The organism is Intestinimonas sp. HCP28S3_D6 (assembly GCF_052065695.1).
GTDB lineage: Bacteria > Bacillota > Clostridia > Oscillospirales > Oscillospiraceae > Intestinimonas.
The window spans coordinates 104,424-129,757 of record NZ_JBQHTM010000001.1 but is presented as its reverse complement, the minus strand read 5'-3'; the positions used below and the strand labels follow the sequence as shown (position 1 = coordinate 129,757).

27 protein-coding genes and 1 pseudogene are annotated in these 25,334 nt (G+C 63.9%); 4 read left to right on the top strand and 24 right to left on the bottom strand.

All coding sequences use genetic code 11. The features are described 5' to 3' along the window. Positions 1 to 11 precede the first annotated feature (11 nt). The 4 genes from glf to ACTNBK_RS00640 all read right to left on the bottom strand — a co-directional run bounded on the left by glf (position 12) and on the right by ACTNBK_RS00640 (position 3,352). Positions 12 to 1,172 carry a UDP-galactopyranose mutase gene (glf, locus tag ACTNBK_RS00655; protein ID WP_441142739.1) on the bottom strand — a complete coding sequence of 387 codons (1,161 nt, stop codon included), beginning with the start codon at positions 1,170 to 1,172 and terminating at the stop codon, positions 12 to 14. Positions 1,173 to 1,309: 137 nt separating this feature from the next. After that, complete coding sequence (locus tag ACTNBK_RS00650; protein ID WP_441142737.1) at positions 1,310 to 1,882, bottom strand: inorganic diphosphatase; 573 nt, start codon at positions 1,880 to 1,882, stop codon at positions 1,310 to 1,312. A 180-nt stretch (positions 1,883 to 2,062) separates the two neighbouring features. Continuing rightward, positions 2,063 to 2,674, bottom strand: coding sequence for a TlpA family protein disulfide reductase (locus tag ACTNBK_RS00645; protein WP_441142735.1), 612 nt, complete (start codon positions 2,672 to 2,674; stop codon positions 2,063 to 2,065). A gap of 15 nt (positions 2,675 to 2,689) precedes the next feature. Further along, positions 2,690 to 3,352, bottom strand: coding sequence for a cytochrome c biogenesis CcdA family protein (locus tag ACTNBK_RS00640; RefSeq protein WP_441142733.1), 663 nt, complete (start codon positions 3,350 to 3,352; stop codon positions 2,690 to 2,692). Between the two features lie 183 nt (positions 3,353 to 3,535). Between ACTNBK_RS00640 and ACTNBK_RS00635 the strand changes: the two genes are divergently transcribed. Then, the gene (locus ACTNBK_RS00635) at positions 3,536 to 4,192 is read left to right on the top strand and encodes a Crp/Fnr family transcriptional regulator (protein WP_441142731.1); all 657 of its coding nucleotides are present in this window, start codon (positions 3,536 to 3,538) and stop codon (positions 4,190 to 4,192) included. Positions 4,193 to 4,196: 4 nt separating this feature from the next. On the opposite strand, the gene ACTNBK_RS00630 is transcribed toward ACTNBK_RS00635, so the two are convergent. The 7 genes and pseudogenes from ACTNBK_RS00630 to ACTNBK_RS00600 all read right to left on the bottom strand — a co-directional run bounded on the left by ACTNBK_RS00630 (position 4,197) and on the right by ACTNBK_RS00600 (position 9,201). Beyond that, positions 4,197 to 4,778: a 4Fe-4S binding protein gene (locus ACTNBK_RS00630; RefSeq protein WP_441142729.1), complete on the bottom strand. Its 582-nt coding sequence runs from the start codon at positions 4,776 to 4,778 to the stop codon at positions 4,197 to 4,199. Beyond that, positions 4,775 to 4,999, bottom strand: a pseudogene (locus ACTNBK_RS00625) (4Fe-4S binding protein); the annotation flags it as partial. The pseudogene ACTNBK_RS00625 and the gene ACTNBK_RS00630, both read right to left, overlap by 4 nt. A 774-nt stretch (positions 5,000 to 5,773) precedes the next feature. Then, positions 5,774 to 6,841, bottom strand: coding sequence for a response regulator (locus ACTNBK_RS00620; protein WP_441142727.1), 1,068 nt, complete (start codon positions 6,839 to 6,841; stop codon positions 5,774 to 5,776). Further along, positions 6,838 to 7,224, bottom strand: coding sequence for an Hpt domain-containing protein (locus ACTNBK_RS00615; RefSeq protein ID WP_441142725.1), 387 nt, complete (start codon positions 7,222 to 7,224; stop codon positions 6,838 to 6,840). The genes ACTNBK_RS00620 and ACTNBK_RS00615 overlap by 4 nt, the downstream gene beginning before the upstream one ends. Positions 7,225 to 7,234: 10 nt before the next feature. Then, a complete protein-coding gene (thpR, locus tag ACTNBK_RS00610) occupies positions 7,235 to 7,771 on the bottom strand; it encodes an RNA 2',3'-cyclic phosphodiesterase (protein WP_441142723.1) in 537 nt (178 codons plus the stop codon). Between the two features lie 28 nt (positions 7,772 to 7,799). Then, on the bottom strand, positions 7,800 to 8,339 hold the full coding sequence (locus ACTNBK_RS00605; RefSeq protein WP_441142721.1) for a stage V sporulation T C-terminal domain-containing protein: 540 nt from the start codon (positions 8,337 to 8,339) through the stop codon (positions 7,800 to 7,802). A 100-nt stretch (positions 8,340 to 8,439) separates the two neighbouring features. After that, positions 8,440 to 9,201 carry an exodeoxyribonuclease III gene (locus tag ACTNBK_RS00600; protein WP_441142720.1) on the bottom strand — a complete coding sequence of 254 codons (762 nt, stop codon included), beginning with the start codon at positions 9,199 to 9,201 and terminating at the stop codon, positions 8,440 to 8,442. A 163-nt stretch (positions 9,202 to 9,364) separates the two neighbouring features. Here ACTNBK_RS00600 and ACTNBK_RS00595 point away from each other — a divergent pair, with 163 nt between their 5' ends. The 3 genes from ACTNBK_RS00595 (at position 9,365) to ACTNBK_RS00585 (ending at position 12,166) form a co-directional block, all read left to right on the top strand. Next, the gene (locus tag ACTNBK_RS00595) at positions 9,365 to 9,892 is read left to right on the top strand and encodes a 4'-phosphopantetheinyl transferase family protein (RefSeq protein WP_441142718.1); all 528 of its coding nucleotides are present in this window, start codon (positions 9,365 to 9,367) and stop codon (positions 9,890 to 9,892) included. Between the two features lie 79 nt (positions 9,893 to 9,971). Beyond that, complete coding sequence (locus tag ACTNBK_RS00590; protein WP_441142716.1) at positions 9,972 to 11,072, top strand: MGDG synthase family glycosyltransferase; 1,101 nt, start codon at positions 9,972 to 9,974, stop codon at positions 11,070 to 11,072. Beyond that, entirely contained in the window at positions 11,072 to 12,166 is a 1,095-nt protein-coding gene (locus tag ACTNBK_RS00585) for a lysylphosphatidylglycerol synthase transmembrane domain-containing protein (RefSeq protein ID WP_441142714.1), read from the top strand. The genes ACTNBK_RS00590 and ACTNBK_RS00585 overlap by 1 nt, the downstream gene beginning before the upstream one ends. A gap of 54 nt (positions 12,167 to 12,220) precedes the next feature. Here ACTNBK_RS00585 and ACTNBK_RS00580 read toward each other — a convergent pair whose 3' ends face one another. From ACTNBK_RS00580 to ACTNBK_RS00520, 13 genes are all read right to left on the bottom strand, one after another. Further along, positions 12,221 to 12,610 (bottom strand): C-GCAxxG-C-C family protein, encoded by a 390-nt coding sequence (locus tag ACTNBK_RS00580; protein ID WP_441142712.1) that lies wholly within the window; start codon positions 12,608 to 12,610, stop codon positions 12,221 to 12,223. Between the two features lie 25 nt (positions 12,611 to 12,635). Beyond that, positions 12,636 to 14,699, bottom strand: a complete 2,064-nt coding sequence (gene recG / locus ACTNBK_RS00575; protein ID WP_441142710.1) for an ATP-dependent DNA helicase RecG — start codon at positions 14,697 to 14,699, stop codon at positions 12,636 to 12,638. Beyond that, positions 14,690 to 15,286 (bottom strand): toprim domain-containing protein, encoded by a 597-nt coding sequence (locus ACTNBK_RS00570; protein ID WP_441142708.1) that lies wholly within the window; start codon positions 15,284 to 15,286, stop codon positions 14,690 to 14,692. Before ACTNBK_RS00570 ends, recG begins: the two co-directional genes overlap by 10 nt. A gap of 13 nt (positions 15,287 to 15,299) precedes the next feature. Next, positions 15,300 to 15,908: an immunity protein Imm33 domain-containing protein gene (locus tag ACTNBK_RS00565; protein WP_441142706.1), complete on the bottom strand. Its 609-nt coding sequence runs from the start codon at positions 15,906 to 15,908 to the stop codon at positions 15,300 to 15,302. A gap of 24 nt (positions 15,909 to 15,932) precedes the next feature. Then, positions 15,933 to 16,994, bottom strand: a complete 1,062-nt coding sequence (gene holA / locus ACTNBK_RS00560) for a DNA polymerase III subunit delta (protein WP_441142704.1) — start codon at positions 16,992 to 16,994, stop codon at positions 15,933 to 15,935. 11 nt (positions 16,995 to 17,005) lie between these two features. Continuing rightward, positions 17,006 to 19,258: a DNA internalization-related competence protein ComEC/Rec2 gene (locus ACTNBK_RS00555; RefSeq protein WP_441142702.1), complete on the bottom strand. Its 2,253-nt coding sequence runs from the start codon at positions 19,256 to 19,258 to the stop codon at positions 17,006 to 17,008. Continuing rightward, positions 19,251 to 19,469, bottom strand: coding sequence for a helix-turn-helix domain-containing protein (locus ACTNBK_RS00550; RefSeq protein WP_294511177.1), 219 nt, complete (start codon positions 19,467 to 19,469; stop codon positions 19,251 to 19,253). Before ACTNBK_RS00550 ends, ACTNBK_RS00555 begins: the two co-directional genes overlap by 8 nt. Positions 19,470 to 20,211: 742 nt before the next feature. After that, positions 20,212 to 20,550: a histidine triad nucleotide-binding protein gene (locus ACTNBK_RS00545; protein WP_441142700.1), complete on the bottom strand. Its 339-nt coding sequence runs from the start codon at positions 20,548 to 20,550 to the stop codon at positions 20,212 to 20,214. Between the two features lie 30 nt (positions 20,551 to 20,580). Next, positions 20,581 to 20,754, bottom strand: coding sequence for a DUF4250 domain-containing protein (locus tag ACTNBK_RS00540; RefSeq protein WP_294511263.1), 174 nt, complete (start codon positions 20,752 to 20,754; stop codon positions 20,581 to 20,583). A gap of 2 nt (positions 20,755 to 20,756) precedes the next feature. Next, positions 20,757 to 23,429: an alanine--tRNA ligase gene (alaS, locus tag ACTNBK_RS00535; RefSeq protein WP_441142698.1), complete on the bottom strand. Its 2,673-nt coding sequence runs from the start codon at positions 23,427 to 23,429 to the stop codon at positions 20,757 to 20,759. Between the two features lie 324 nt (positions 23,430 to 23,753). Further along, positions 23,754 to 24,059, bottom strand: a complete 306-nt coding sequence (locus tag ACTNBK_RS00530) for a hypothetical protein (protein WP_441142696.1) — start codon at positions 24,057 to 24,059, stop codon at positions 23,754 to 23,756. Then, positions 24,056 to 24,601, bottom strand: a complete 546-nt coding sequence (locus tag ACTNBK_RS00525; RefSeq protein ID WP_441142695.1) for a hypothetical protein — start codon at positions 24,599 to 24,601, stop codon at positions 24,056 to 24,058. The genes ACTNBK_RS00530 and ACTNBK_RS00525 overlap by 4 nt, the downstream gene beginning before the upstream one ends. Positions 24,602 to 24,658: 57 nt before the next feature. Next, positions 24,659 to 25,249 carry a hypothetical protein gene (locus ACTNBK_RS00520; protein WP_441142693.1) on the bottom strand — a complete coding sequence of 197 codons (591 nt, stop codon included), beginning with the start codon at positions 25,247 to 25,249 and terminating at the stop codon, positions 24,659 to 24,661. Positions 25,250 to 25,334: the final 85 nt, after the last annotated feature.

Sequence of the window (25,334 nt, the reverse complement as noted above, 5' to 3'; positions counted from 1 at the left end):
ATCCGCTCCTGTCACTTCTGTAAAAGCCCGTCGCACAACTCCAGAGCACGGAGGGCGATGGCGTCCATGTTGTAGTATTTGTACTCGGCCAGCCGCCCCAGCAGGTGGAGGTCGCCGCAGCCCTCGGCCAGGGCCCGATACTGCTCATAGAGGGCGTTGTTCTCCGGGTTGATAATTGCGTAGTAGGGGGTCTCGCCCGCCGTACCGGTATAGGCGCGGGAGTACTCCTTCATGATGGTGGTCACCCCGGGCAGCTCCTGGCCGGTGAGCTGCTTGTACTCGGTGATACGGGTGTAGTCCTCGCTCACTGTATAGTTCACCGTGGCCGCCGGCTGGTACCGGTCCATGGCCAGGGTCTCGAAGCCGAAGTCCAGGGTGCGGTAGGGCAGACGGCCGTACCGGAAGCCGAAGAGCTCGTCCACCTGACCGGTGTAGATCACCGTCCCTGTGAAGGGCTCGCCGTCCAGTTTCATGCCGCCCTCGGTGAGCGCCAGCCGGTCTCGGGCGTCCACCCCCAGCTCCACGGTGATGTTGGGGTGGTCCAGGATCTTTTGGAACATGGGGGTGTAGCCCTCCATGGGCATGCCCTGGTAGGGGTCCTGGAAATACCGGTCGTCCCGGCTCAGCAGCACGGGCACCCGGGCGGTGGTGGCCGGGTCGATCTCCTCCGGGGTCTGTCCCCACTGCTTCATGGTGTAGTGGACAAAGACATTTTCATACACGTAGTCGGCCACCGCCTGAATCTCCGGGTCGTCGTTCTCCCGCAGCTTCAGAATGGTGACCCGGGCGCCCTCCCCGTAGGCAGCGAGGAGCTTGTCCTCCAGCCGCTGGGCCTGCTCAGCCGGGAATGCCATGTGGAGGGAGGTCAGGTTAAAGGGGACGGGCATGTATGTGCCGTGGACGTTGGCCAGCACCCGGTGCTGGTAGTCCCGCCACTGTGTAAACCGGCTGAGCCAGTCGTACACCCGCTTGCTGGCGGTGTGGAAGATATGGGGCCCATACTGGTGAATGAGCACGCCGCTTTTGTCCAGGCAGTCATAGGCGTTGCCGCCCACATGGTCCCGGCGCTCCAGCACCAGCACCCGCTTTCCGCCCCGCTCGGCCAGCTCCCGGGCCGCCACGGTGCCCGCATAGCCCGCGCCGATCACCAGACAGTCAAAGGTCCGCTCCATCCGTTGTCCTCACTTTCTCCGCCTCCGCCCTTCGGCAAAAAGAGGCGTGTATTCCTGTCAATGGTCTATATTTTACCACAGGAAAGTATAAAAGGGAACGAAAAAAGTCTTAAGGTTTGATGAAAATACCGCCCCGCTCAGCGGTTGGAACTAGGCTTTCCGACGGAGTTTCGGGTCACGCCCAGGAAGCTTTCGCTGTAATGGTCCATGGCCCGCTGGATGACCTCCACGGCGGCCTTCCGGTCACTGACGTCGCCGGCTACGGCCTCCTTCCCCTCCAGCGCCTTGTAGACCGAGAAGAAGTGGGCCATCTCGTCAAAGATGTGGGCAGGCAGCTCCCAGATGTCCTTGTAGTTGTTGTAGGTGGGGTCGGAGAAGGGGATGGCGATGATCTTCTCGTCGTTCTTCCCGCCGTCCAGCATGGAGATGAAGCCGATGGGATAGACCCGCACCAGGGTCAGGGGGTCCATGGCCTCGGAGCAGAGGACCAGCACATCCAGCGGGTCTCCGTCGTCGCCGTAGGTGCGGGGAATGAAGCCGTAGTTGGCGGGGTAGTGGGTAGAGGTGTGGAGAACCCGGTCCAGGATGATGAGACCGGTCTCCTTATCCAGCTCATACTTCTTCTTGCTGCCCTTGGGGATCTCGATGACGGCCACAAAGTCCTCGGGCTTGATGCGGTCAGGGCTGATATCGTGCCAGATGTTGGACATGAGGACACGCTCCTTTTCTTTCTGAATCTCTGCCGGGCCGGGCGGCCCGGAACAGTTGTCCAGTTTATTATACCTGCTTTTCACTGGAAATACAACCGCACCCCCGCACCTGTGTGAGACAGAAAAAGGTAGGCGGGCGGCGCAAAATGCGCCGTCCGCCTACCTTTGATTCCGATGGATTTATTCCTGGGGATGGATCAGGTCCAGTCCCTTTTGCAGGGTGTCCCCATCAATGGCCCCCACCGCCCTGGCCACTACATAGCCCTCGGCATCAATGAAATAGGTGGTGGGCAGCGAGTAGGCGCTGTAGGCCATGGCCGCCTCCGACCCGGTGTCAAAAAAGACCGGAAAGGAGAAGCCCTGCCCCTCCACGTACTCCTTGGCGGTGTCCACCGTCTCCCGGGCGCCGTCGGTCATGTTGACCATGAGAAACTGAACCTCGCCGTCCAGCTCCTCCCAAGCCTCATTGAACTCCGGCATCTCGCTCTTGCAGGGGGAGCACCAGCTGGCCCAGAAGTTGAGCACGATGGGCTTGCCCACATAGTCGGAGAACTTGACCTCCTCCCCGTCGGCGTTCTCTACGGTGAAGTCGGGAGTCTCCACCTTGGAAGGCTCTGTCTCCGCCGGGGCATCTGAGTCCTGGGGCGTCTGACTTTCGGTCTCCGCAGGGGTCTGGGCGGACAGGTTGTCCGGCCGGGCGTCGGCGCTCAGGCGGCCGTAGAGAATATATGCGCCGCCGATGAAGAGGACGAACACCAGCGCCAGGATCCAGACGGAACTTTTTTTCTTCATGATGACGTATCCTCCTCAGCTTAGCACTTCCAGCAGGCGGCCCAGGGTGCCGGTGGCCATGAGCACGCCGATGAGCACCAGCAGGGCGCCGCTGACTAGGTTGATGACGCGGTAGTTGCGCTTGATCCAGTCAAAGGTGGACTTGAGCTTGTCGATAAGCACGGCGCTGAGCAGGAAGGGGATACCCAGGCCCAGGGAGTAAACCAGCAGCATGGCCATTCCCTCCAGCACGTGCCCCTGCTGGGAGGCCAGCAGCAGCGCCGAGCCCAGAAAGGCGCCCACGCAGGGGGTCCAGCCCAGGGAGAAGATGACGCCGAAGACCACGGCGGAGAAGAAGTTCATGCTCCCCGCCGCCCGGCCGTGTCCGCCGCCCTGGAAGAAGGGGAGCTTCAGCACCCCCATGTAATTGAGGCCGAACAGGATGACCACCGCGCCGGAGATCACGTTCACCGCGGTCTGGTGGCCCTTGAGGAAGCCCCCCACCGTCCCGGCCAGGGCGCCCATGGCCACAAAGACCAGAGTAAAGCCCAGTACAAAGCCGGCGGCACCGGCCAGGGTCCGGCGGGTGGTCCGCTCGCCGCCCCCGGCGAAGTAGGTGATGTAGATGGGCAGCATCGGCAGCAGGCAGGGGGAAATGAAGGTGATGATCCCTTCCAGGAAGGAGATCAGATACTGCATGTTGTCACGCTCCTTTTCTTGTCTCACTCCCGCACAGGCGGGATGACAGCGAGGCCGGATCTGTGGTACAATGGCTTCGTCCGGCGGCGCTGTTCACCCATTACACCAAAAGCGTCCCGCCTGTCAAGGGGCGGATTTTCCCCGTGCAGGGCCGGGCGATCTCAACCGGGCGGAGGTATCGGCATGGATCTTTCCAACGTCTTTCCCTTCTGGGAGAAACTCACAGAGGAACAGCGGCAGCGGCTCACCGGCGGGGCCGTCCTGCGGACGGTGAAGGCCGGGGTCCTGCTCCACCAGGGCGGCGACTGCCAGGGCCTGCTGGCGGTACGCACCGGCCAGCTGCGGGCCTATATCCTCTCCGACCAGGGCCGGGAGATCACCCTCTACCGTCTCTTCGAACGGGACATCTGCCTGTTCTCCGCCTCCTGCCTCTTGCGCAACATCCAGTTCGACGTCACCATCGCCGCCGAGAAGGACACCCAGCTTTGGGTGATCCCCTCTGACATCTACCAGTCTCTCATGGAGGAGTCGGCCGCCGTGGCCAACTACACCAACGACCTCATGGGCAGCCGCTTCTCCGAGGTCATGTGGCTCATGGAGCAGGTCATGTGGAAGAGCTTTGACGCCCGGCTGGCCGCCTTCCTGCTGGAGGAGAGCCTGCTGGAGGGCACCACCTCCCTCCACCTCACCCACGAGCGCATCGCCAACCACTTGGGCACCGCCCGGGAGGTGGTCACCCGGATGCTCCGCTATTTTCAGGGAGAGGGTATGGTCCGCCTCACCCGGGGCACCGTGGAGCTCACGGACCCGGAACGCCTCCGCCGCCTGAGCCAGGCCTGAGCCGTCACACATCGATCTTGTTTCCGTTCCGCACCTTGCAGATAAGCTGGGTCATGGTGCCCATGGGGCAGTAGACACACCAGGACCGGGGCTTGAAGAGGATCATGGTGAGGAAGCCCAGCACCGTGGAGGTGAGCATGACGCTGTAAAAGCCGAAGGCGAACTGGGCCACCCAGGGCGTCACACCGCCGGAATAGGCCCAGTGCCAGGGCAGCCGGAAGGTCCACAGCAGGGTGACCACCTGCCTGAGATCCTGGGCGCCGCTGAACACCAGAAAAGTTGTCCACAGCATCTGGAAAAACATCGCGAAGAAAAAGATCAGAAAACCGTAGCGGAAGGCCTTGCTTTTGAGCCACCGGGGCACGTCCCTCCGCCTGGAAAGACCAAAGCGGCCGCCCACCAGGGAGAAGAGCTGGCCCCGGCCGCAGTAGCGGTTACAGTAGCCCTTGTTCCCCCCTATGATGGCGATGAGGAGGGGGATAAAAAAGCACAGCAGTCCCAGCCAGGCAAACAGGATGTTGAAAAATCCCAGAATGAGATAAGTCAGGGACAGGACCCACAGATAGTCGTACCAGTGCTTTTTCATGCCCCCACCTCCCGGATCTCAATGACGGTGGCGGGGCACTCCTTGGCGCACTTGCCGCAGCCCACGCAGCGCCCCTCGTCCACCCGGGCCGCGATGCCCTTCACCACGGCGATGGCCCCAAAGGGGCACACCTTGACGCAGCAGCCGCAGGCCACACAGTCCCCCGTGGACACAAAGGCCCTGCGGCGTTTTCTCTCCGTCTTTTCCATCCATGACCGCCTTTCCGCCGCCGGGCTTCCTCCGGCGGCCTAAACTGGGAATACGCTTCATTCTGATTTTATAGCCTATCAGGTTTTTCAATGCCTTACCGTGACATTGTCACCATGGTATTTAAGCGCACCTCATTTTTCCGTCCAGCCGGGTGGCGGTCCCCTGCCCTATGGCATTCTGCTGGTTGAGGATGTGGATCACAAAGGTTCTGTACGCTCCTGCCTCTTGCCCATAACGGGCAGTGACCTTCTTTATAAAATTTTATACGTTTTTTCACAAAACCTATTGACATTTCTCCATCTATATTGTACTATATAGCCAGAAAGGATGAGGTGAGTCCGATGTACTGATCGGTACCAGGCAAGGGTCCTTATCCCGGGTGTCAAACCTAGGTGGCGCCCACCGCGTTGAAGATTCCAGCAGAAAGAAAAAGTCCCCTACGCAGCAAGTTCCCCAACAAAGCTCACTGAAGTGAGAATGCACACGGCAAACCTCAAGCGAAATATCGCAGACGACGGAACCGAATGTGTCACAGCTTGTTCGAGTGGTAACTGCACAGCAAAGGTCTTTTTCCAGAGCGATGGATTTTGAGCGCGTTAAAAATCCGTAGAAAGTCAGAGGTACACAATTTGGTAGAAATTCAGAATCAGCTGTAGCCCCCCGGTCACGTTGGATGGCCGGGGGGTTGTGTTGTGTTCTGAGCCAATGTATCTCCCACGATAGACAAAAGGCGCCCGAACCGATTGGATCGGTCCGGGCGCCTTCGCTTTTCCGCAGTTTGGGCATCACCGCCCCAGGGCCGCACGCAGCTGCTGCCGCTCCCCATTTAGAAGCTCATACATCTCTCCGGTAATGACGCTCCCCACTTCGCCCGCCATGGTGCGGATACCTCGGTCCAGCGCATCTTCGTAGCCCTGGTAGTAGTGGAGATAGTGCTGGAGCCGCAGGGCGGTATGCACCAGCATGGCGCTCAGCGGCGCATCGCCCTCCGTATCCTGAGGCCAGCCGGACCCATCGGCGTTCCTGTGGTGCCAGAGCGCGATCTCCGCCCCATATCGGAGCAGGGGCACATCCTCTTCCGCCGTGAGGAGCTCATGGCCCAGGACGGTGTGGCGGGGGTCTCCCTCCTCCTGAGGGCTCTCCGGATCGGGCAAGCCCAGCATACCGATGTCGCAGAAGGGCGCCGCCATGCCGATGAGAGCGGCGTCAAAAGTGGTCAAGGGCCCCTCCGGGTGTGCCTCGGCATATGCCTTGGCCAGGCAGGCGGTGAGCGCCCCAAGCTGGCGGCAGCGCGCCGGGTCCAGAATGGGGCGGAACCGGCAGAACCGCTCCAGTTTCCCGAACCAACGCCGAGCCAACACCTCCGACTCCTCCAAGGTCAGGTCGGAGAGCAGGAGACCCCGTCCAGGTACATCGGCCGGTCGTGAGTTCTCCTCCTCCTTGGGATGGTCCAGAATGGTGGACTTGGGCGGCCAGGACTTCCGCACTACATCGCACACTCGCTCCTGGACCGTGTGGGGGTCCACCGGCTTTACCAGAAAGTCCGCCGCCCCCCGCTCTACACTGGAACGCACATCCTTCTCATTGGCGTCAGTGGTGATGAGGATCACCGGCAATTCTGCCGTGTCCCGGTCCAGCTGGAGCTGGTGGAGGACGGTGAAGCCAGCCCCCCGCCGGCCCAGACAGATGTCCAGCAGCACAGCACAGATACGGTCCCGGTCGTGTTTGAGGTATGTAAGCCCCCGGTGGGCATCCAGCACGCACTCCATCCGAAAATGATGCTTGAAGATCTCATTTAAAATGGCCAGATCCAGCTCGGAATCGTCGATCACCAGCAGTGTGTCCCGTATCATGCCCGGGCCCCCTCTCCAAAATATCCTTCAATCAGCGCCGCGACGTGCTCGCTCTCCCGCTTGGCCTCCCAGGTGAGCGCGGTCAGCTTGTTCCTGTGTTGGAACCGGGACGCCCGGAACTCCACCAGGATGGCCTGGGCACAGTCGTGAATGGGCGTGAGGCCCAGGTTGCCCGCCAGGCCCTTCAGGTTGTGGACGCCGAGATAGAATGCCTCCTCGTCCTCCTCCCCCAGTGCCCGGAGGATGTCTTCAAAATGCAGCTGTCCCGGTAGCTTTGCCAGGAATGAGAGGTACAGGTCCTCATTGCCCATGAAACGGTCCAGCGCCTGCCGGACCTGGATGCCGGATGCCTCCAGCAGCCCCAGAAATGTCTGTTTTTCCATCGTGGTCTCCTTATTTCTCCATGGAACAGCGGGACAGCGGTATGTAGCGCAGCCCGCTCTCGTCCCGCCGGGACTCCATCAGGATCAGTTCCTTTGTTTGCCAGGCGCCCGGGGTGCAGGCGGCGGCCCAGGCCGTGAGATCGGCGCCGGGCAGCGGCCGCAGATCACGCCCCAGGGTGAGATGGGGTCGAAAGGACTTGGTGTCGTCCAGCCACATCCCCTCCTCCCCCAGCGACCGGACCAGCCGGCGGCGGAGCGCCAGGAGGGGTGGACACTCCTCCACCCCCATCCACCAGAGGTCCCCCTTTTTGCCGGAAAACCGGCCCGGACGGGTGATGTGGAGGGAAAACGGTGCGCCGGCAGCACGCTCCATGGCCCGCTCCGCCTTCGCACGGCGGTCGGTCTCCCCAAGAAAGGCCAGGGTGAGGTGGATGTTCTCCCAGGGGACCATCCTACCCCTCTGACAGAGGGCACGCAGCCCCCTCCCCTGCCGTTCCAGGTCCCGCCGGAATTCCTCCGGCGGCACCAGCGCCACAAACAGACGCACGTTCTCTCCCTCCCACACGCTGCGCCGTTCAGCTCTCCATGTGCCGGCCCAGAAAAGCCGCCACCATCTGCACCAGCTTGTACTCCGCCTCTCCGGCTTCGCTCCCCTCCTGGGAGACAAAGAGCACGCTGCCCAGCACGTCCCCCTCGGACAGGATGGGTGCCGCGGCGTCCAGGCGGTACTTGTCGTTCTCCTCGCAGACCGGCAGCGGGTTCTCTCCGTTCTGGTGCTGATAGATCTGGCGGCCTTCCATGATATTTTCCAGCTCGGCGGAGATCCGCTTGTCGGTGAGCTCCCGCCGGGCGGCTCCCGCCACGGCGATGCAGGTGTCCCGGTCCGTGATGACCGCCACCCGGCCCGTGGTCTTGTTCAGGCTCTCACACACCTGGAGTGCAAAATCGCTCAGTCCCCCCATCAGGGAATACTTTTTGAAAATGACGCCGCCGTCCTTGTCCGTGTAGATCTCCAGCGGGTCCCCTTCCCGGATTCTCATCGTGCGGCGGATCTCTTTGGGGATGACGACCCGGCCAAGATCATCGATGCGGCGTACAATGCCAGTTGCTTTCATCTATCTTTCTCCTCCCGCGGTGATATTTGGTCACGGACCTTAGTATCCGCAGGATTCTTTTGCCTATACAGGGAGGAGGGCTGGAATGACTTGGAATGGATTATGCCAAATCCGCCAGAGTGAGACTCACCGGACAGTGGTCGCTGCCCATTATATCGCTGTGGATCTCTGCGGCTTCGATGCGCTCCCGCAGCCGGTCGGAGACCAGGAAGTAGTCGATGCGCCAGCCGGCGTTCTTCTCCCTGGCCTTGAAGCGGTAGCTCCACCAGGAGTAGGCGCCGGTGAGCTCGGGGTTGAGGTAGCGGAAGGTGTCGGTAAAACCGGCGGCGAGCAGCTCAGTCATCTTGGCGCGCTCCTCGTCGGAGAAACCGGCGTTCCCCCGGTTGGTTTTTGGGTTTTTCAGATCGATCTCCTCATGGGCCACATTCAGGTCCCCACAGACCACCACCGGTTTCTTTTCGTCCAGACCCTTCAGATAGGCCCGGAAGGCGTCCTCCCACTCCATGCGGTAGGGCAGCCGGGCCAGGCCGTCCTTGGAATTGGGCGTGTACACCGTCACCAGGTAGAGTTCGGGGAACTCCAGGGTAATAGCCCGGCCCTCGCCCACGTGGGCGGGGTCGCCGATGTCGTAGGTCACTGCCAGAGGCTCCTTCCGGGTAAAGACGGCGGTACCAGAATAGCCCTTCTTCTCTGCCGAGTTCCAGAACTGGAGATAGCCCGGCGTCTCGATCTCCGCCTGACCGGGCTGCATCTTGGTCTCCTGAAGGCAGAAAACGTCGGCATCAGATGCCTGAAAATAGTCGTAAAAGCCCTTCTGCACACAGGCCCGCAGGCCGTTGACGTTCCATGAGATGAATTTCATGCTGTTGTTCCTCCTGTGATCCCGGTGCGTAACCGCGCCGGACTACACCCACCATTGTACAGGATGTCCCTCCAGAATACCAGAGCCAGACCGCGATTTTACAAATTCCCGGTGGCAGCCCCACCCGGACATGGTACAATAGGGGGGCAAGGGAGGAATGGCATTGCTGCGGTTATTTTTCACACAGACTGTGGATGCTCACGCTCTGCTCCGGCAGGCCGCCGGGCTGGTGTGGGCTATGAAGGAGCTACCGGACCTGGACCAGGCCCCCGGCGGCAAGCCTTTTTTCCACAGTATGCCCCAATACCAGTTCAATCTGAGCCACAGCGGCCCCTACGCCCTGTGCGCCCTCAGCGACGGAGAGGTGGGCGCCGACATCGAGGTGGTCCGGCCCCGCCGCCCCTTTCTCCCCAAAAAGGTCCTATCTGAGACGGAGTTTGCCTGGTTCCAGGACCGTGGAAACCGTTGGGAAGATTTCTACACCCTGTGGACATTGAAGGAGGCCCGGGTAAAGTACACCGGTACCGGCCTCACCGTCCCGGCCCGGGACATCGCCGTCCCCCTTCTGGACCCCGGACAACACGCCCTGCTGGACGGCCTCACCTTCACCGCCTACGCCGGAGAGGGCTGGCGGGCCGCCCTCTGCGCCGCGGAAACAGGCCCTCTTATAGAATGTATCGGCGATTCTTAAGCTAGTTTTAAGAACTGGAACAGGTTTTTCTAAAAGTTCTCTCTGTATACTGTTCTCATCAAGAGAAGGAGGAACAGCCATGAAGATCCTGATCCTTACCGGAAAATTCGGTATGGGGCACTACTCCGCCTCCCAGTCGCTGCGCCTCCAGCTGCTGGGCGCCTTCCCCGGCTCCCAGGTGGAGGTGGTGGACCTGCCCGCCTACGCCATTCCCGACGCCTCTGAGGCCATCTACAAGGCCTTCTCCCTGCTGGTGACCAGAGGGAGCGGTCTCTACAATATCTACTACAAGGCCACTGAAAACGCCACCCTGAAGGCCCGGCCCCTGCTCTCCGACCTTTTTCAGGACAAGCTGGGCGAGCTGCTGTGGGAGGAGCGGCCCGACGCCGTCATCGCCACCCACCCCTTCTGCGCTCGGCTGGTGGCCGACTACAAGGAGGAGGTCGCCTCCGACCTTCCCCTGGTGACCTGCATCACCGACCTCTCCTCCCACTCCGAGTGGCTCAACGACGCCACAGACTGCTACCTGGTGGGCTCCCGGGACATCCGGGACCGGCTGGTGGCCAAGGGGGTGGAGCCGGAGCGCATCCTGGTCACCGGCATCCCCGTGAAGCCGGAGTTCAAGCGCCCCGCCCAGCGGGGGCACCGGGGTCTAGGGGAACGGCACCTCCTCATCATGGGGGGCGGCCTGGGTCTGCTGCCCAAAAAGGACAAGTTCTACGAGGAATTGAACGCCATGCCCGGCGTGCGCACCACCATCATCACCGGCGGCAACCAGAAGCTCTATGACCGTCTGCACGGGCGCTACGAGCACATCGAGGTGGTGGGCTTTACTGATCGGGTGTACGACTACATGGCCCAGGCCGACCTGATGCTCTCCAAGCCCGGCGGCATCACCCTCTTCGAGACCATTTTCTCTGAGCTGCCCATTCTGGCCTGGGAGCCCTTCCTTCAGCAGGAGCGGGAGAACGCCCGTTTCCTTATCCGCCACCAGATTGGCCGCATCGCCCCCAAGGAGCCCGAGGCCTGCCTGGAGGCCATCACCCGGCTGCTCACCGACGACATCGCCCTGGCCCGAATGGGGCAGAACATGCGCCGCTTGAAGGGCCAGCTGGAAGCCCAGAGCCTGGAGCGGCTCATGGCCGCCCTCACCGTGGGCGCCGGAAAGGAGGCCCTCTGATGGACCGCAAGCGCATCCTCAGCCTTTCTCTCCTGGCCGCCCTCATCGGCGGCACCCTCTTCTTCCTCCTACGGCAGCAGCCCCTCTCCACCCTGCTCCAGGTCCTCCGCTCGGTGCGGCCAGGATATGTGCTCCTGGGCCTGGGGCTCATGTTCTGCTTTGTGGGCTGTGAGGCCCTGTGCACCAAGCTCATCCTGGGCCGCCTGGGACACACCATGCCCTACCGGAAGTGCCTGGGTTACTCCTTCGCCGGCTTCTACGTGAGCTCTATCACCCCCTCCTCCACCGGCGGCCAGCCCGCCCAGATTTTCTACATGTCCAAGGATGGCATCCCCGCCGCCCACGGCTCCCTCAACATGATGGTCATTGCCGTGTGCTATCAGACCGTCACCTTCCTCTACGCCGCCCTCTCCTTCTTCCTCCTGCCCCAAGTCCGCGCCGGACTGGGCGGCGGATTGGGGCTGCTGCTCCTCTACGGCGGCGTGGTGATGATCGTCCTCACCGCCGGCATGCTCTCCATGATGTTCCTCCCCAACGCCGCCCGCCGTCTCACCGGCGGCCTGGTGACGCTGGGCGTCCGGGTGGGCCTGGTGAAGCAGGAAGACAAGGTCCGCGCCGGTCTGGAACGCCAGATGAAGGCCTACCGGGAAGGAGCTGACTGCCTCCGGGCCAACCTGAGCCTGGTGCCCGTCCTCTTCGGCCTCACCTTCCTCCAGCTCACTGCCCTCTACGCCGTGCCCTTTGCCGTCTACCTGGGCTTCGGCCTCAGCGGCGCCTCCCTCTTCCAGATGGTGGGAACCCAGGCCCTGGTCTCCCTGGCCGTGGGCTCCCTCCCCCTGCCCGGTGCCGTGGGCGCCGCCGAGGGGGTGGCCCTCCACGCCTTCACCCTCTTCTTCGGCGCCGGCCTGGTGGCCCCCGCCGTCATGGTGGCCCGGGGCATCAGCTTTTACAGCTTCCTGCTCATCAGCGGTCTCATCACCCTGTGCGTCCACCTGAGCGTCCGCCGCCGGGCCCCAGCCCGGGACCCTAAGACGCCCGCCGTCGTCCCGCCGGTCCGGCTCGTCAAGGCCGGGCGGAAGACCGCGCTGGGCTGAGTATAACAAAAAGATCCCGTTTTCCGGCTGGAAAACGGGATCTTTATTTCGTTTTTAGTTTTTACCGGAGGTGAGCTCCTCCACCAGCTCCACGGCGGTGAGGACCATGCGATCACAGTGGGCGCCGCGCTCCTCCCCCCGCTCCTTGGCGTTCTGGAGGAGCTGGGCACAGTCCAGGGCTCCCACCCGCTCCTTGAAGAGGCGCTGGAACTCGGCCGCGGTGTGGTTGTCCGCCCCCTGGAGCCCCAATGCCATGAGGCCGCCGGTCACCGCCCCGCACACAGAGCCCCGACGCATACCGCTGCCGAACTGGGCCGCCAGGCGGTACATCGTCTGGGCGTCCAGGCCCTGCTCCTCGGCAAAGGGAATGAGGGTGGCCTGGGCACAGTTGTAGTGGGGCTCCGGGGTGTGATGGAGCTCTTCAGCCCGTTTTTTCAAATCCATTGTTGTTCTCTCCATTCTATCTCTGTCAGTTGAACCGGTCCGGGTCCTCCTCAAAGAGCCGCCGCACCTTCTCCAACAGGGGGCGGTGCTCCGGCTCGGTGAGGCCCGGGTCGGCTGTCAATATCTCGGCGGCGGCGTCCTGGGCCTCCTTGAGGACCCGGGTGTCGGTCTCCAGGTCGGCCATCCGCAGGGCGGGCAGGCCGTGCTGCCGCTGTCCGAAGAAATCGCCGGGTCCCCGGAGCTTCAGGTCCTCCTCGGCGATTTTGAAGCCGTCGTTGGTCTGGGTGAGGACCTTCAACCGGGCCCGGGTGTCCGGGCTGCGGTTGTCGCTGACCAGGACGCACCAGGACTGGTGCTTCCCCCGACCTACCCGGCCCCGGAGCTGGTGGAGCTGGGAAAGACCGTACCGGTCGGCGTTTTCGATGATGATGAGGCTGGCGTTGGGCACGTCCACCCCCACCTCGATGACGGTGGTGGACACCAGGATGTTCGTCTCCCCGGCGGTGAAGGCGGCCATGGCGGCCTCCTTCTCTTTTGCTTTCATACGGCCGTGGACCAGACCCACCCGCAGATCGGGGAAAACCTCCTCCCCCAGCACCCGGGCGTACTCGGTCACCGCCTTCAGGTCCCAGGCCCCCTCCGGGTTCTCCTCCACGGCAGGGCAGACGATGTAGACCTGCCGCCCCTCCTTCACCTGGTCCCGGACAAAGCCGTACATCCGCTGTCGCTTGCTCTCCCCCACCAGCACCGTCTTCACCGGCACACGGCCCGGAGGCAGCTCGTCGATGACCGACACGTCCAGGTCCCCGTAGATGATGAGAGCCAGGGTCCGGGGGATGGGGGTGGCCGACATGACCAGCACATTGGGCGAAAAATCCTCCTCGCCCCCCGCCTTGGCCGCTAAAGCGGCCCGCTGTTCCACGCCGAAGCGGTGCTGCTCGTCGGTGATGACCAGCCCCAGGCGGTGAAAGACCACCCCCTGAGAGAGGAGGGCGTGGGTGCCCACCACGAAGGGGAGTTCTCCCGTCTCCAGCGCCGAGAGGACCTTTCGCTTCTCAGACACCTTCATGGAGCCGGTGAGCAGCCCCACTTCGATGCCCGCGGGGGCTAGCATGGCGGAGAGGGTCTTGGCGTGCTGCTCGGCCAGAATCTCGGTGGGGGCCATCATGGCGCACTGCCAGCCGGAGCGGACGGCCAGCCAGGCGCAGCCGGCGGCCACCGCTGTCTTGCCCGAGCCCACGTCGCCCTGGACCAGCCGGTTCATGGGCCGGGTGAGAGCCAGGTCAGCGGCGGACTCCTCCAACGCCCGTCTCTGCGCCCCCGTCAGGGTGAAGGGTAGCAGCCCGTAAAAGCCCTCCAGGTCCGTCTCCCCGAAGGCGGGGCCGTGGCCCCGGCTCCGCCGCTCCCGCAGCAGGGCCAGACCCAGGGAGAGGTAGAAGAGCTCCTCAAAGGCGAAGCGCCACCGGGCGGCGTCCAGAGCGTCTTCATCGGCGGGAAAGTGGATGCTCCGCCAGCACTCCACCGCAGGAGCCAGGCGGTGTCGCGAGAGCAAATCGTCGGGCAGGGTCTCTGCCGGAGGGGGCAGCTCGTGGAGAGCCTTCTCCACCAGCCCGGCCAGCAGGTGGTTGGTGATCCCCGCCGTCAGGGGGTAGACCGGCATAATGCGCCCGCAGGCCCAGGGTCGCTCCGCCCCCTCAAACTGGGGATTAGTCATCTGCCGGTGGCTGCCCATGAGCTCCACCCGGCCATAGAGGATGTACTCCTCCCCCCGGTGGAGGGCCTGCCGGACATAGCCCTGGTTGAAGAAGGTCACCAGCATGGCGGAGGCCCCGTCCACCACCTTGAGCCGGGTCACGTCCAGTCCCTTTCGGATGTGCATGCGCCGGGGCTCCTCCGCCGCCATGACCCGGACGCAGCACAGCTCCCCCACCGGGGCCCCGGCGATGGTATAGACCTGCCGCCGGTCCTCGTAGCTTCTAGGGAAGTAGCCCACCAGATCTCCGGCCACCCGGAGTCCCAACTTTTCCAGGCCCTTGGCCCGGGCCTCCCCCACCCCGGGGAGCTCCCGCAGGGGGGTGTTCACATCCATGACTCCGCCTCCTCCAGGAAGGCCTCCCGGTCATAGAGGGCGTTGAGCACCGGCAGCAGGGCGTTGGTGCTCATGTGCTCCGGAAGGTCCAGATGCCTGAGCAGGGCGCCCCGCCGCTGGGCGGAGTCGGGGGTGCCGGTGAGGCCCAGCAGGTAGAGGTCGGCCTTGGTGATGGCCTCTCTGGGGGCGCTGCCGCCGACGGGCTCCTCCAGGAAAGTGGCTCCCGCCCGGCGGAGGACCTCCTCCAGCACCGCCGGGGACATACCCTCCACCCCCAGCTTGCCCTCCTTGCCGGGAGTCCGCTTGCGCCGCTCCTTGCCGTAGACGTCGGGGATGTAGGCGTGCTTCACCTTGTCCTGGGGCAGGGCGCTTTTGAGACGACTGCGAATGAGAAAGCCCGCCCCGTCGGAGTCGGTGAGCACAATGAGCCCCCGCTCCTCCGCCAGCCGCCGCAGCAGGGCCACCAGCTCCTGATTTTTGAATACCCCGAAGCCGGCGGTCTCCAGGATCACCGTGTCCACCACCTGGGAGAGGGTGTTTTTGTCATAGCGGCCCTCCACCACGATGGCCTCTTGTATGTGCAGCATGGGCTTCCTCCTGTTACAGCAGTTTTTGGTTCTCCCCGTCCACCGCCTCCACCAGGGCACCGTGGTCAAAGACCGCCAGCGTCCCCGGCGGGAAGGGCAGGAGGGAGAGCCCCTGGGGGCAGACGTCCAAAAGCTGATAGGTATAGATGCGGACATAGTCCTTGGGGTCGTCGCTGCGGGGTTCCCCCAGCGGCCCTAAATACCAGCCGGAGTCCGGCGGGTGAGAGGGGGTCAGGCGCTGGAGATAGAGCAGGGGGGATTGGAGGCCCTTCCACCGGACCACCATGGTGTCCTGAAAGGAGACGTCCACCACCGGCGGCCGCCCCGCCCGGCGCAGGGCGGTCAGCTGGCCCTGGAACACTTCCAGGGCCTGGGTGAGGTCCTCGGTGGTGTCGGTAAAGGGATTTTTCCGGTAGTCCGGGGCCAGAAGGGTCAGGCCGTCCTCCGCCTCCGCCAGCTGGAAGAAATTCCACCCCACCTGGATGCGCTTGCCCGGGGCCAGGATAGGTCCTAGGGCGGACTGCTTCCGCAGGACAGCCGCCAGGAAGTTGGCCGTCTCGGCCTCCTCCTCCCCGCAGGTGAGGGCCAGCCGCACCCCGGCCACATTATAGATCCGCTTCATACCCTGTTCCCTTCTCTCCCCCGCTCACGCGATGCCCGTCTTGGGCGGGCGGTTGGCCAGCTTCAAAATGAGGTCGATGAGGAGCTCCTCCCCGTCGGCCCCCGCCTGGGACTTCATGGCCAGGTCGGTGCGGGCGGCTTCCAGCACGGCGTACCGGCACCAGTTCCGGTCAAACCGCCGGGCGGCGTCTATGAGCTTCTGGGCCGGGTAGGCCGAACGCATGCCCCACAGCTCCACCAGGTAGCCCGCCCCCTTCCGCTCCTCCATGGCCAGCCGGGCGGAGTAGAGCTGGCGCAGCTGCCGCCCCAGCACTGAGAGGAGCTTGATGGGAGGCTCCCCCATGTGGAGGAGGTCGGAGAGCACCGACGAGGCCTTGTCAAAGTCCCCGGCGGCGATGGCGTCGGTGAGCTGAAAGACCACCGCGTCCAGCTGGGGGATGGCCACGGCGTCGATGTCGGCACGGGTCACCGCCCGGTGCTGGGCATAGGCACCAATCTTGCCGATCTCCGAGATGAGGCCCGTCATCAGGTCCCCGCACAGGAAGATGAGGTACCGGGCCAGCTCGGAGTCGATGTCGTGGTCCAAAGCCTTAAACCGGCGGCGGATCCAGTCCACCAGATCCCCCTGCTCCTGCCGGGTGAACTTCACCGCCGAGCCGTGGGCCTTGATGGCGGTGGCCAGCTTGGTCCGGGCGTCGGGCTTGTACTCAATGAGGTCATAGACGAAAACCAGACAGACGTAGTCCGGCAGGTCGGCGAAGAGGGCGGTCATGGCCTCCCGCTGGTCGGCGGGGGCCTTGAAGAGGTCGTAGTCGTAGACCACCACCATGGTGCGCTCACTCATCATGGGTAGGCAGTCGATGACCTGCCCCAGGGCCTTGGGGTCGCACTCCTTGGCCTGGAAGGTGTGGAGGTTGAAGGCCTCCATGCCGCCGGGGAGTAACTTCTTCTTCATCTGCCCCAGGTAGAAGTCCCGGAGATAGGCCTCCTCCCCGTGGAAGATGTAGAGCTGTCCCAGGGTCCCGGCGGACAGGTCGCTTTTGAGCTGTTTCACCGCCGCGGCGTCGGCGTTGTTGGTCTTGGCCATAGGGAGCCTCCTTATCTCACCGTGATGGTGACATTTCCCTGCAAATCGGTGCGGTAGATGTCACAGCCCGCCTCGCTCAGCCGGAGCAGGGTCTCCGGGGCAGGATGGCCGTAAGTATTATAGCCGCAGGAGACCACCGCCGTCTCCGGCGTCACCGTCTCCAGCAGCAGATCGGAGGCGGCGTATTTGGAGCCGTGGTGGCCCACCAGCAGCACGTCAATGTCGGGCAGGTGCCCGTACTTCACCAGTCGTCCTTCCACGATCTGGTCCATGTCTCCGGTGATGAGGGTAGAGAAGTCCCCCGTCTCACACAGCAGGCTCAGGCCCTCCTCGTTGGTGTCGCCGCTGCCCAGCGGGCCGTACAGTGTGAGCAGGGCGTCCCCGAACTCCAAAGTCACGTCGTCCCACACCATCAGGGTGGGGATGCCTGCCTCCTCCGCCCGGGCCACGAGCTCGGTCTGGAGCTCCGGCGCCTCGATCACCTGGGGAACGGCCAGGTTGGACACCTCCAGCTGGTCCATGAGGGCCTCGACCCCGTTGGCGTGGTCGCTGTGGCAGTGGGTGAGCACCAGCAGATCCACCCGTTCAATCCCCATGGTGCTCAGGTAGCTGGCCGCCAGATCACCAGCGTCCTCGCCGGTGCTGCCGCAGTCCACCACCGCCACCCGGTCCCCGCAGCGGAGCACCACACACTGGCCCTGGCCCACGTCCAGCACCGTCATGGTGAGACTCCCGGACCAGTAGGCGGCGTGGTTGAGCACCAGGGCGGCGGCAAGCACGATAGTTGAGCAGCACAGGGGCACCAGAGGCCGGCGTGGGCCCTTCAATCCCAGGTAGCAGAGCCACAGCAGATAGACCGTAGCCAGGCCGCCCATCAGGTAGGGCCCCGCCATCGCCACAGAGGCGAATGGGGCGGCGGCCAGTCCCCGGACCAGCCACAGCACCAGCCGGGGCAGCAGTCCCACCACCTGACCCAGAGCAGACCCCAGGGCGGGGACTAGGAGCTGGACCAGGGCAGTGAGCAGCCCGCCCTGGAAGGTGAGCTGCAAAAGGGGCAGGCACAGCAGGTTGGACACCGGGGAGATCACCGAGAGACTGCCGAAATACCACACCATCAGGGGCACGGCGAAGGCCATAGCGCCCACGGTGACCCCCAAGGAGCCGGCCGCCCGCCAGCCCAGCCGGCGGAGCGGGCCAGGCTTTTTGTTCTCTTTCTTTTCCGGCGCGGGAAAGAACCCGGTCATATAGTCCCGCACCCGCCCGGAGAAGGCCAAAATCCCCGCCACCGAGGCAAAGGAGAGCTGAAGGCTCACGCTCAGTGAGGCCCAGGGGTCCTGGAGCAGGAGCAGCAGCAGGGCCAGGGACAGGCTGGTGGGAGAGTCATTCTCCCGGCCCAGCAGAGGCCCCAACAGCAGCAGGCCATTCATGACGGCGGCCCGGACCACCGAGGGGGTACACCCCACCGCCAGGGTATAGCACACCATCAACGGCAGCACCACCAGGGCAGTGCGGCGGCGGTAGCGGCTGCCGGTGAGGGCCACCGCCAGCTGGACCAAAAAGCTCATGTGGAGCCCCGATACCGCCACGGCGTGGGCCAGTCCCGCCCGTCGGAGGGCATTGTAGTCCCCCTGGTCCAGGCGGTCGGTATCTCCGGTGAGGAGGGCGGTGACCAGTCCGGCGCTCTCCGCCGGGAAAGCTGCGGCCACGGCCTCCTTGACGGCCTGGGACCAGTGGGCGGGCAGGGCCCACAGGGGGACCGTCTCCGGCCGCCGGACCTCCAGCGCCTTCACACTCCCCGTCAGGTGGATACCCTGGGAAAGGCGGTAGGTCCAGCTCTCCATGGCAGTCTGGGGCGGACCGGACCAGTCCGCCGTCACCGCGAGGGCGTCGCCGGGGCGCAGGTCCATCAGGTCCTCCCCATCGCCGTAGAGGGTGGCCCGGAGGACCATGCCGTCCTCCAGCGTCACCTTCGCCTCCACCCCGGCACCGTATCTGGTCTCATAGGGCCAGTCGGCAACGGCGGCGGTGAGGGTACTCCGGACGCCGTCCAGCTCCCGGGCCCCGCCCAGAAAGTGGGCGTTATAGCCCACCGTCCAGGCAAGCCCCGCCGCCACGCCCAGGCACACCAGGGCGCAGCGGCGCCACCGGTCCTCCCGTTTCAGGAGAGCCGGCAGAGGCAGGAGCAGGGAGAGCATCCACAGCCCATTGCAGGTCAGAAAGACCGCCGCGGCAAAGCCGGCGGCCACCGCCGCCAGCTTACGCACGGGGCGCCGAGGGGTCGTCGGTGCGGCCCAGCAGGTAGTCGGTGGAGGTCTGGTAGTAGTCCGCCAGCTTGATGAGGGCCCAAACCGGGATCTCCCGCAGGCCCTTTTCATACCGGCGGTAGACCTCCAAATTCATATGAAGGTATTCGGCAATGTCTCGTTGGGTCTTGTCCTTGTCGTTTCTCAGGTCTCCCAATCTGCGAAAGTACATACGATCACCCGGTAAAATCCTACCATTCAGTAGCATTTACCGTTCGAGATACTGCCATACGGCGTTATTTTAGCAAATTCGTTGCTGCCCTACAAGCCTCAAGCGGTGGTCCCCCGGCCCCCAAGCACCGGCGGCGTTACGAAGTAAGCCGACGGTGCAAGCAACGTGGCAATAGAAGACCTGGGGGGTACATCCAATAGGGGGGAGCCGCAGCTCCCCCCTGTGCTTGGTCGTTTTAAGGGGTGGATTGTCAAGGAGGGGGAAATCGAAATCCCCCTCCTTGACTGACTCTTTCGCCCCTTTCTGGGCATTCAGAAAGGGGCCCGCCGGAGGCCGTTCTTCATCGGAGATGGCAGCAGAAGGATTTTCTTTTGAACAGAAGCGATTTCTATTTGAGGTGTTGTCCGCCCTGCCGGGGGCGTTCCTTTCTGCTTGTGCAGAAAGGAACCAAAGACACCCCAGAGAGGGGGGATTCCGATTTCCCCCCTCTCTGGACTCTCCCCCTTGAAACGGCCAACACAGGGGGGCCGCGGCCCCCCTATTGGATGTACCCCCCAGGCTGCTCTACTGTTAGGCTACTTGCGTCCCGGGCTTACTTCGTAACGCCCGTGCCGCCCGGGGAACGGGAGGACCACCGACGGTCTGCCGCAGCGCCGCCGGTGCCGGGGGATAGGGGACCATCGTCAGGAAAAACCATCCCCCGGCGGCTGTGCCGCCGGGGGATGGCGATGGGTGTATGCGGTCAGCCGGGAGGCCAGGTCATGTCACGTCCGCCCAGCACGTGGAAGTGCAGATGGTGGACGCTTTGCCCCGCCTGCTCGCCGATGTTGGAGACCACCCGGTAGCTCTCCAGGCCCAGCTCCTTGGTCACCTTGGAGATGACGGCGAAGATGTGGGCCACCACAGTGGCGTTCTCCGGGGTTACATCGGCCACGGAGCCGATGTGGGTCTTGGGGATCACTAGGAAGTGGGTGGGCGCCTGGGGGTCGATGTCGTAGAAGGCGTAGACCGTTTCGTCCTCGTAGACCTTGTTGGAGGGGATCTCCCCCGCCGCGATCTTGCAGAACAGACAATCGCTCATGTGCAGAAACCTCCTTTCACACGTTGCTCATTATCGAAACTGATTGAGCTCTGGATGGTAGGTGAAGCCGGCGGCGGCCAGGACGGCGCAGAGGGCCTCGGTTGTGGTGTCGTGGTCGTCGCAGAAGGACTCCAGGTCGGGATAGGTATCCCGGAGCCGGGCGTTGACCACGCTATATAAGATCATGGGGTCCTGGGGCAGCATGCTCACAGCCCCAGCTTTCCGGCCACGAAGTCGTCCACGGTGGCCAGGGCGTCGTCCAGCTTGAGGACGTCGGTGCCGCCGCCCATGGCGGAGTCGGGCTTACCGCCGCCCTTGCCTCCGCAGATGGCGGTGACGTGCTTGATGAGGTCGCCGGCCTTCACGCCCTTCTGGACCGCCTCCTTGCCGCAGACGGCCAGGAAGGTGATCTTGCCGTCCTTCACGGCGGAGAGCACGGCCACCACGGCCTGGCTCTTATCCCGCAGGAAGTCGCCCATCTTGCGCAGACGGTCGGAGTCGGCGTCGGCCAGGGTGGCGGTGACCACCTTCAGGCCGCCCACCTCCTTGGCGCCCATGAGGAACTGACCGGCCTCGCTGACGGCCTCCTTGGCCTTGAAGGCCTCCACCACATGGCGCAGCTCCTTGAGCTCCTCCATGTTCTGGATGGCTTTCTCCCGCAGCTCGCCGGGCTTGGCCTTCAGGGCGGCGGCAGCCTGGAAGAGCAGCTCCTGGTTCCGGTTCATGACCTCCAAGGAGGCAAGGCCGGTGGTGGCCTCGACGCGGCGGACGCCGCTGGCCACGGAGAACTCGCTGGAGATGTGGAACACGCCCACCTTAGCGGTGTTGTCCAGGTGGGTGCCGCCGCAGAACTCCACGGAGTAGCCCTCGCCCATGTCCACTACCCGGACGGTGTCGCCGTACTTCTCGCCGAAGAGGGCGATGGCACCGCGCTTCTTGGCCTCCTCGATGGGGAGGACGTCGGTGTGGATGTCGTAGCCCTCCAGCACGGCCTCGTTGACCATGGCGGAGACCTTGCCCAGCTCCTCGGCGGTCATGGCGGAGAAGTGGGTGAAGTCAAAGCGGAGGCGGTCCTCCTCCACCAGGGAGCCGGCCTGCTGTACGTGGTCGCCCAGCACGGTGCGCAGGGCCTTATCCAGCAGGTGGGTGGCGGAGTGGGCACGCATGACGGCCTTCCGGCGCTTCACGTCGATGGCGGCGGAGACGGTGTCGCCCAGCTTCAGGATACCGCCGGTCAGCTTGCCGTAGTGCATATACTTGCCGCCCTTGTTCTTCTGCACGTCGGTGACGGTAAAGACGGCGTCGCCGGCGGTGATGGTGCCGTGGTCGGCCACCTGGCCGCCCATCTCGGCATAGAAGGGGGTCTTGTCCAGAACCACGATGGCCTCCACGCCGGGCATCAGCTCCTCCGCCTGCTCGTTCTCCACCACCAGAGCCACCACCTTGGCGTCGTCCACGGCGGTGTTGGCATAGCCCACGAACTCGGTCTCAGGCACGTCCTTGCCGAACTCCACGCCGGCCCAGCCCAGGTCGCCCAGGGCCTCACGGGCCTTCCGGGCCCGCTCCTTCTGCTCCTGCATTAGGGCCTTGAAGCCGTCCTGGTCCACGGTCATGCCCTGCTCCTCCACCATCTCGATGGTGAGGTCGATGGGGAAACCGTAGGTGTCGTAGAGCTTGAAGGCGTCGGCGCCGGAGAATACGGTCTCCCCCTTGGCCTTGTGCTCGGAGAGGAGGTCGTTGAAGATCTTCATGCCGCCGTCGATGGTGCGGGCGAAGTTCTCCTCCTCGGTGCGGATGACCTTGGTGATATAGTCCTGGCGCTCCCGCAGCTCGGGGTAGTGGCCCTCGTTCTCGTGGATGACGGTGTCGCACACCTCATAGAGGAAGGGGTCGTTGACACCCAGCAGCTTGCCGTGGCGGGCGGCCCGGCGCAGCAGGCGGCGGAGCACGTAGCCCCGGCCCTCGTTGCTGGGCAGCACGCCGTCACAGATCATGAAGGTGGCGGAGCGGATGTGGTCGGTGATGACCCGGAGAGAGACGTCCTTGGCGGCGGTCTCACCGTAATGGGCGTTGGTGATCTCGGACACCTTGTTGGTGATGTTCATGACGGTGTCCACGTCGAAGAGAGAGGCCACGTCCTGGCACACGCAGGCCAGACGCTCCAGGCCCATGCCGGTGTCGATATTCTTCTGCTTGAGCTCGGTGTAGTGGCCCTCGCCGTCGTTGTCAAACTGGGAGAACACCACGTTCCAGACCTCGATATAGCGGTCGCAGTCACAGCCCACGGTGCAGCCGGGCTTGCCGCAGCCCCACTGCTCGCCGCGGTCGTAGTAGATCTCGGAGCAGGGGCCGCAGGGACCGGAGCCGTGCTCCCAGAAGTTGTCCTCCTTGCCAAACTTGAAGATGCGCTCGGCGGGGATGCCGATCTCCTCGTTCCAGATGCGGAAGGCCTCGTCGTCGGCGGGGGTGGTCTCGTTGCCGGCGAACACGGAGGGGTAGAGCCGGTTGGGGTCCAGGCCCACCCACTCGGGGCTGGTCAGGAACTCCCAGGCCCAGTGGATGGCCTCCTTCTTGAAGTAGTCGCCGAAGGAGAAGTTGCCCAGCATCTCAAAGTAGGTGCCGTGGCGGGCGGTGTGGCCGATGTTCTCGATGTCGCCGGTGCGGATGCACTTCTGGCAGGTGGTCACACGGTGGCGGGGGGGCTCCTGCTCCCCGGTGAAGAAGGGCTTCATGGGCGCCATACCGGAGTTGATGAGCAGCAGGCTGGCGTCGTTCTGGGGGATGAGGGAGAAGCTGGGCAGGCGCAGGTGTCCCTTGGTCTCGAAGAAGGAGAGGAACATCTCGCGCAGCTCATTGAGGCCGTAAGGCTTGGTGGGCATGGGTATTACCTCCGTTTATCTCAATTTATGTTACGACTCACTGGTCTGGGCGGCGGGAAAAGAAAAACCGCCCCCGGCATCGGCCAGGGGCGGAAAAGCATTTCCACGGTACCACCCTGATTACGCTTCGTTGAAAAAGCGCATCTCATTCCATCCTGTAACGGGGATGAAGCGTCCCGGTCCTCCCGGGCGGCTGGTGAAGTGGCGTACGGGTCCGTGTCGCGGAGGGCTCTCACCGTCCCCTCTCGCTCGTCGCGGCGTGGCCCGCTTGGCTTCGTCCTTGCCTTTTTAAGCTGTTTTATTTTATCACTTTTCAGGGCATTGTCAACTGGTTTTTTCTTTTCTCCGTACCTGATGGAGCACCATGGCAGCCAGGTTCAACCCCAGCCCCAGGAATACGGCAGCCGTCAGCACCATTTCCATGCCGGGCAGCACGTCCATGAGGGCCGACCAGTCCTCTTTTTGTACCCACTGTACCGCAAGACGGTACTCCTCCAGCATGGCCAGCACGCCGCAGGCCAGGCTCCCGAAGAGGAGGGCGCTCTGCCCCCGCCTCTTGCCCAGCAGGGCCAGGGCCAAATTCACCAGGGCCAGCAGAAAGGCCAAGGCCCCCATCAACAACCAGGTCATGACGCCTCTCTCCCTTCGTCCAGCCCCGTCTGAGGCTGTTTTTTTGGTATGAACAGGGCTCCTGTGAAGAAGAGCACCGGGGGCAGCAAGGCGGCGGCGGCGATTGACCCAAACCAAACAGGTGCCCAGGTCAGGCCGGGCAGGTCAAGTATCCCCATCACCACAAGAAACATGAGGCAGAAGGAGGGGCTGGCCAGGATGGCCGTGGACATGAGGAGGCAGAAGCCCATCAGGGCCGTGGGCTCCGTCAGGCACAGGGCAAAGCCCCCGAACCCCCACAGGCAGGCGATGCCCCCCGTCAGGGCCACCGCCCGGAGCCACTCCCGGACCGTGGGCCGCTCCCACTCCAAGAGGCGGGCGACAAAGGCCCCGACGGGTACATAGAGGAGCATCAGCAGGGCGCAGAGCGCCACCATCAGCCCCACGCCGGCCTCCGCCGCCCCGAACATGGCAAAGGCGATCAGCGACCCCAGGGCGGAGAGCATAAAATGTCCCCCCGCAAAACCGGCGAACCGGGCACGGAGGGAGGTATGCTTCGCCATACGATCACCCCTTTCAAGGGTATCGTATCACCGCTTTTATTGAAAGTCAATTTATTTTTATTGCTTTTCAATAAACTCCTCGTCGGCGTCCTCCTCCTGGTCCAGGGCGGCGATGGGGAGATAGCTGCCCATCAGGTAAAGCAGCGGGGGTAGGAGGCCGGTAACCAGACCGCCCACATAGACCGTCCACAGGGAACCGCCGCTCCCCCAGCCCAGGAACTGGGCCAGCAGGCTGTAAAGGCCGTAGGCGGGACAGTTGAGGAGCATGGCGGCCACCAGCAGCCCGGTACCGTGAGGGATAAGGTAGGCCAGGGCCAACAGCAGCCAGAAGGCGGCGGCGGGCACCAACAGCAAGAGGAGGGCCTCCTCCACGTCGGGGCGGGGCAGGAGATTCCGCTTGCGGGTGAGGCGGCCGGCGGGGAGATAGGCCAGCAGCCCCAGAGCCAAGGGGATCAGGGCGGGCAGAGTGCCGCTCAGCTCTGACGCCGCTCCCCGCAGGGGGAAGGGAAGTGCGGCCCGCACGGCGCTGCCCAGGCCCAGCAGACCGCTCAGCGCCAAGGCGAGGACGGTGAGGAGGGAGACCACGGCCGTCAAGATCAGGTGGCTCCGGCAGAATTCTAACATAATGGGCCGCAGCAGCCGCTTCATGGCAGGTCGTCCCCCCCTTTCTTAAGCATGACCGGCCTCAATCACCGGCCGCCCGATTCAGCAGACAATATTATAGCACAAAATA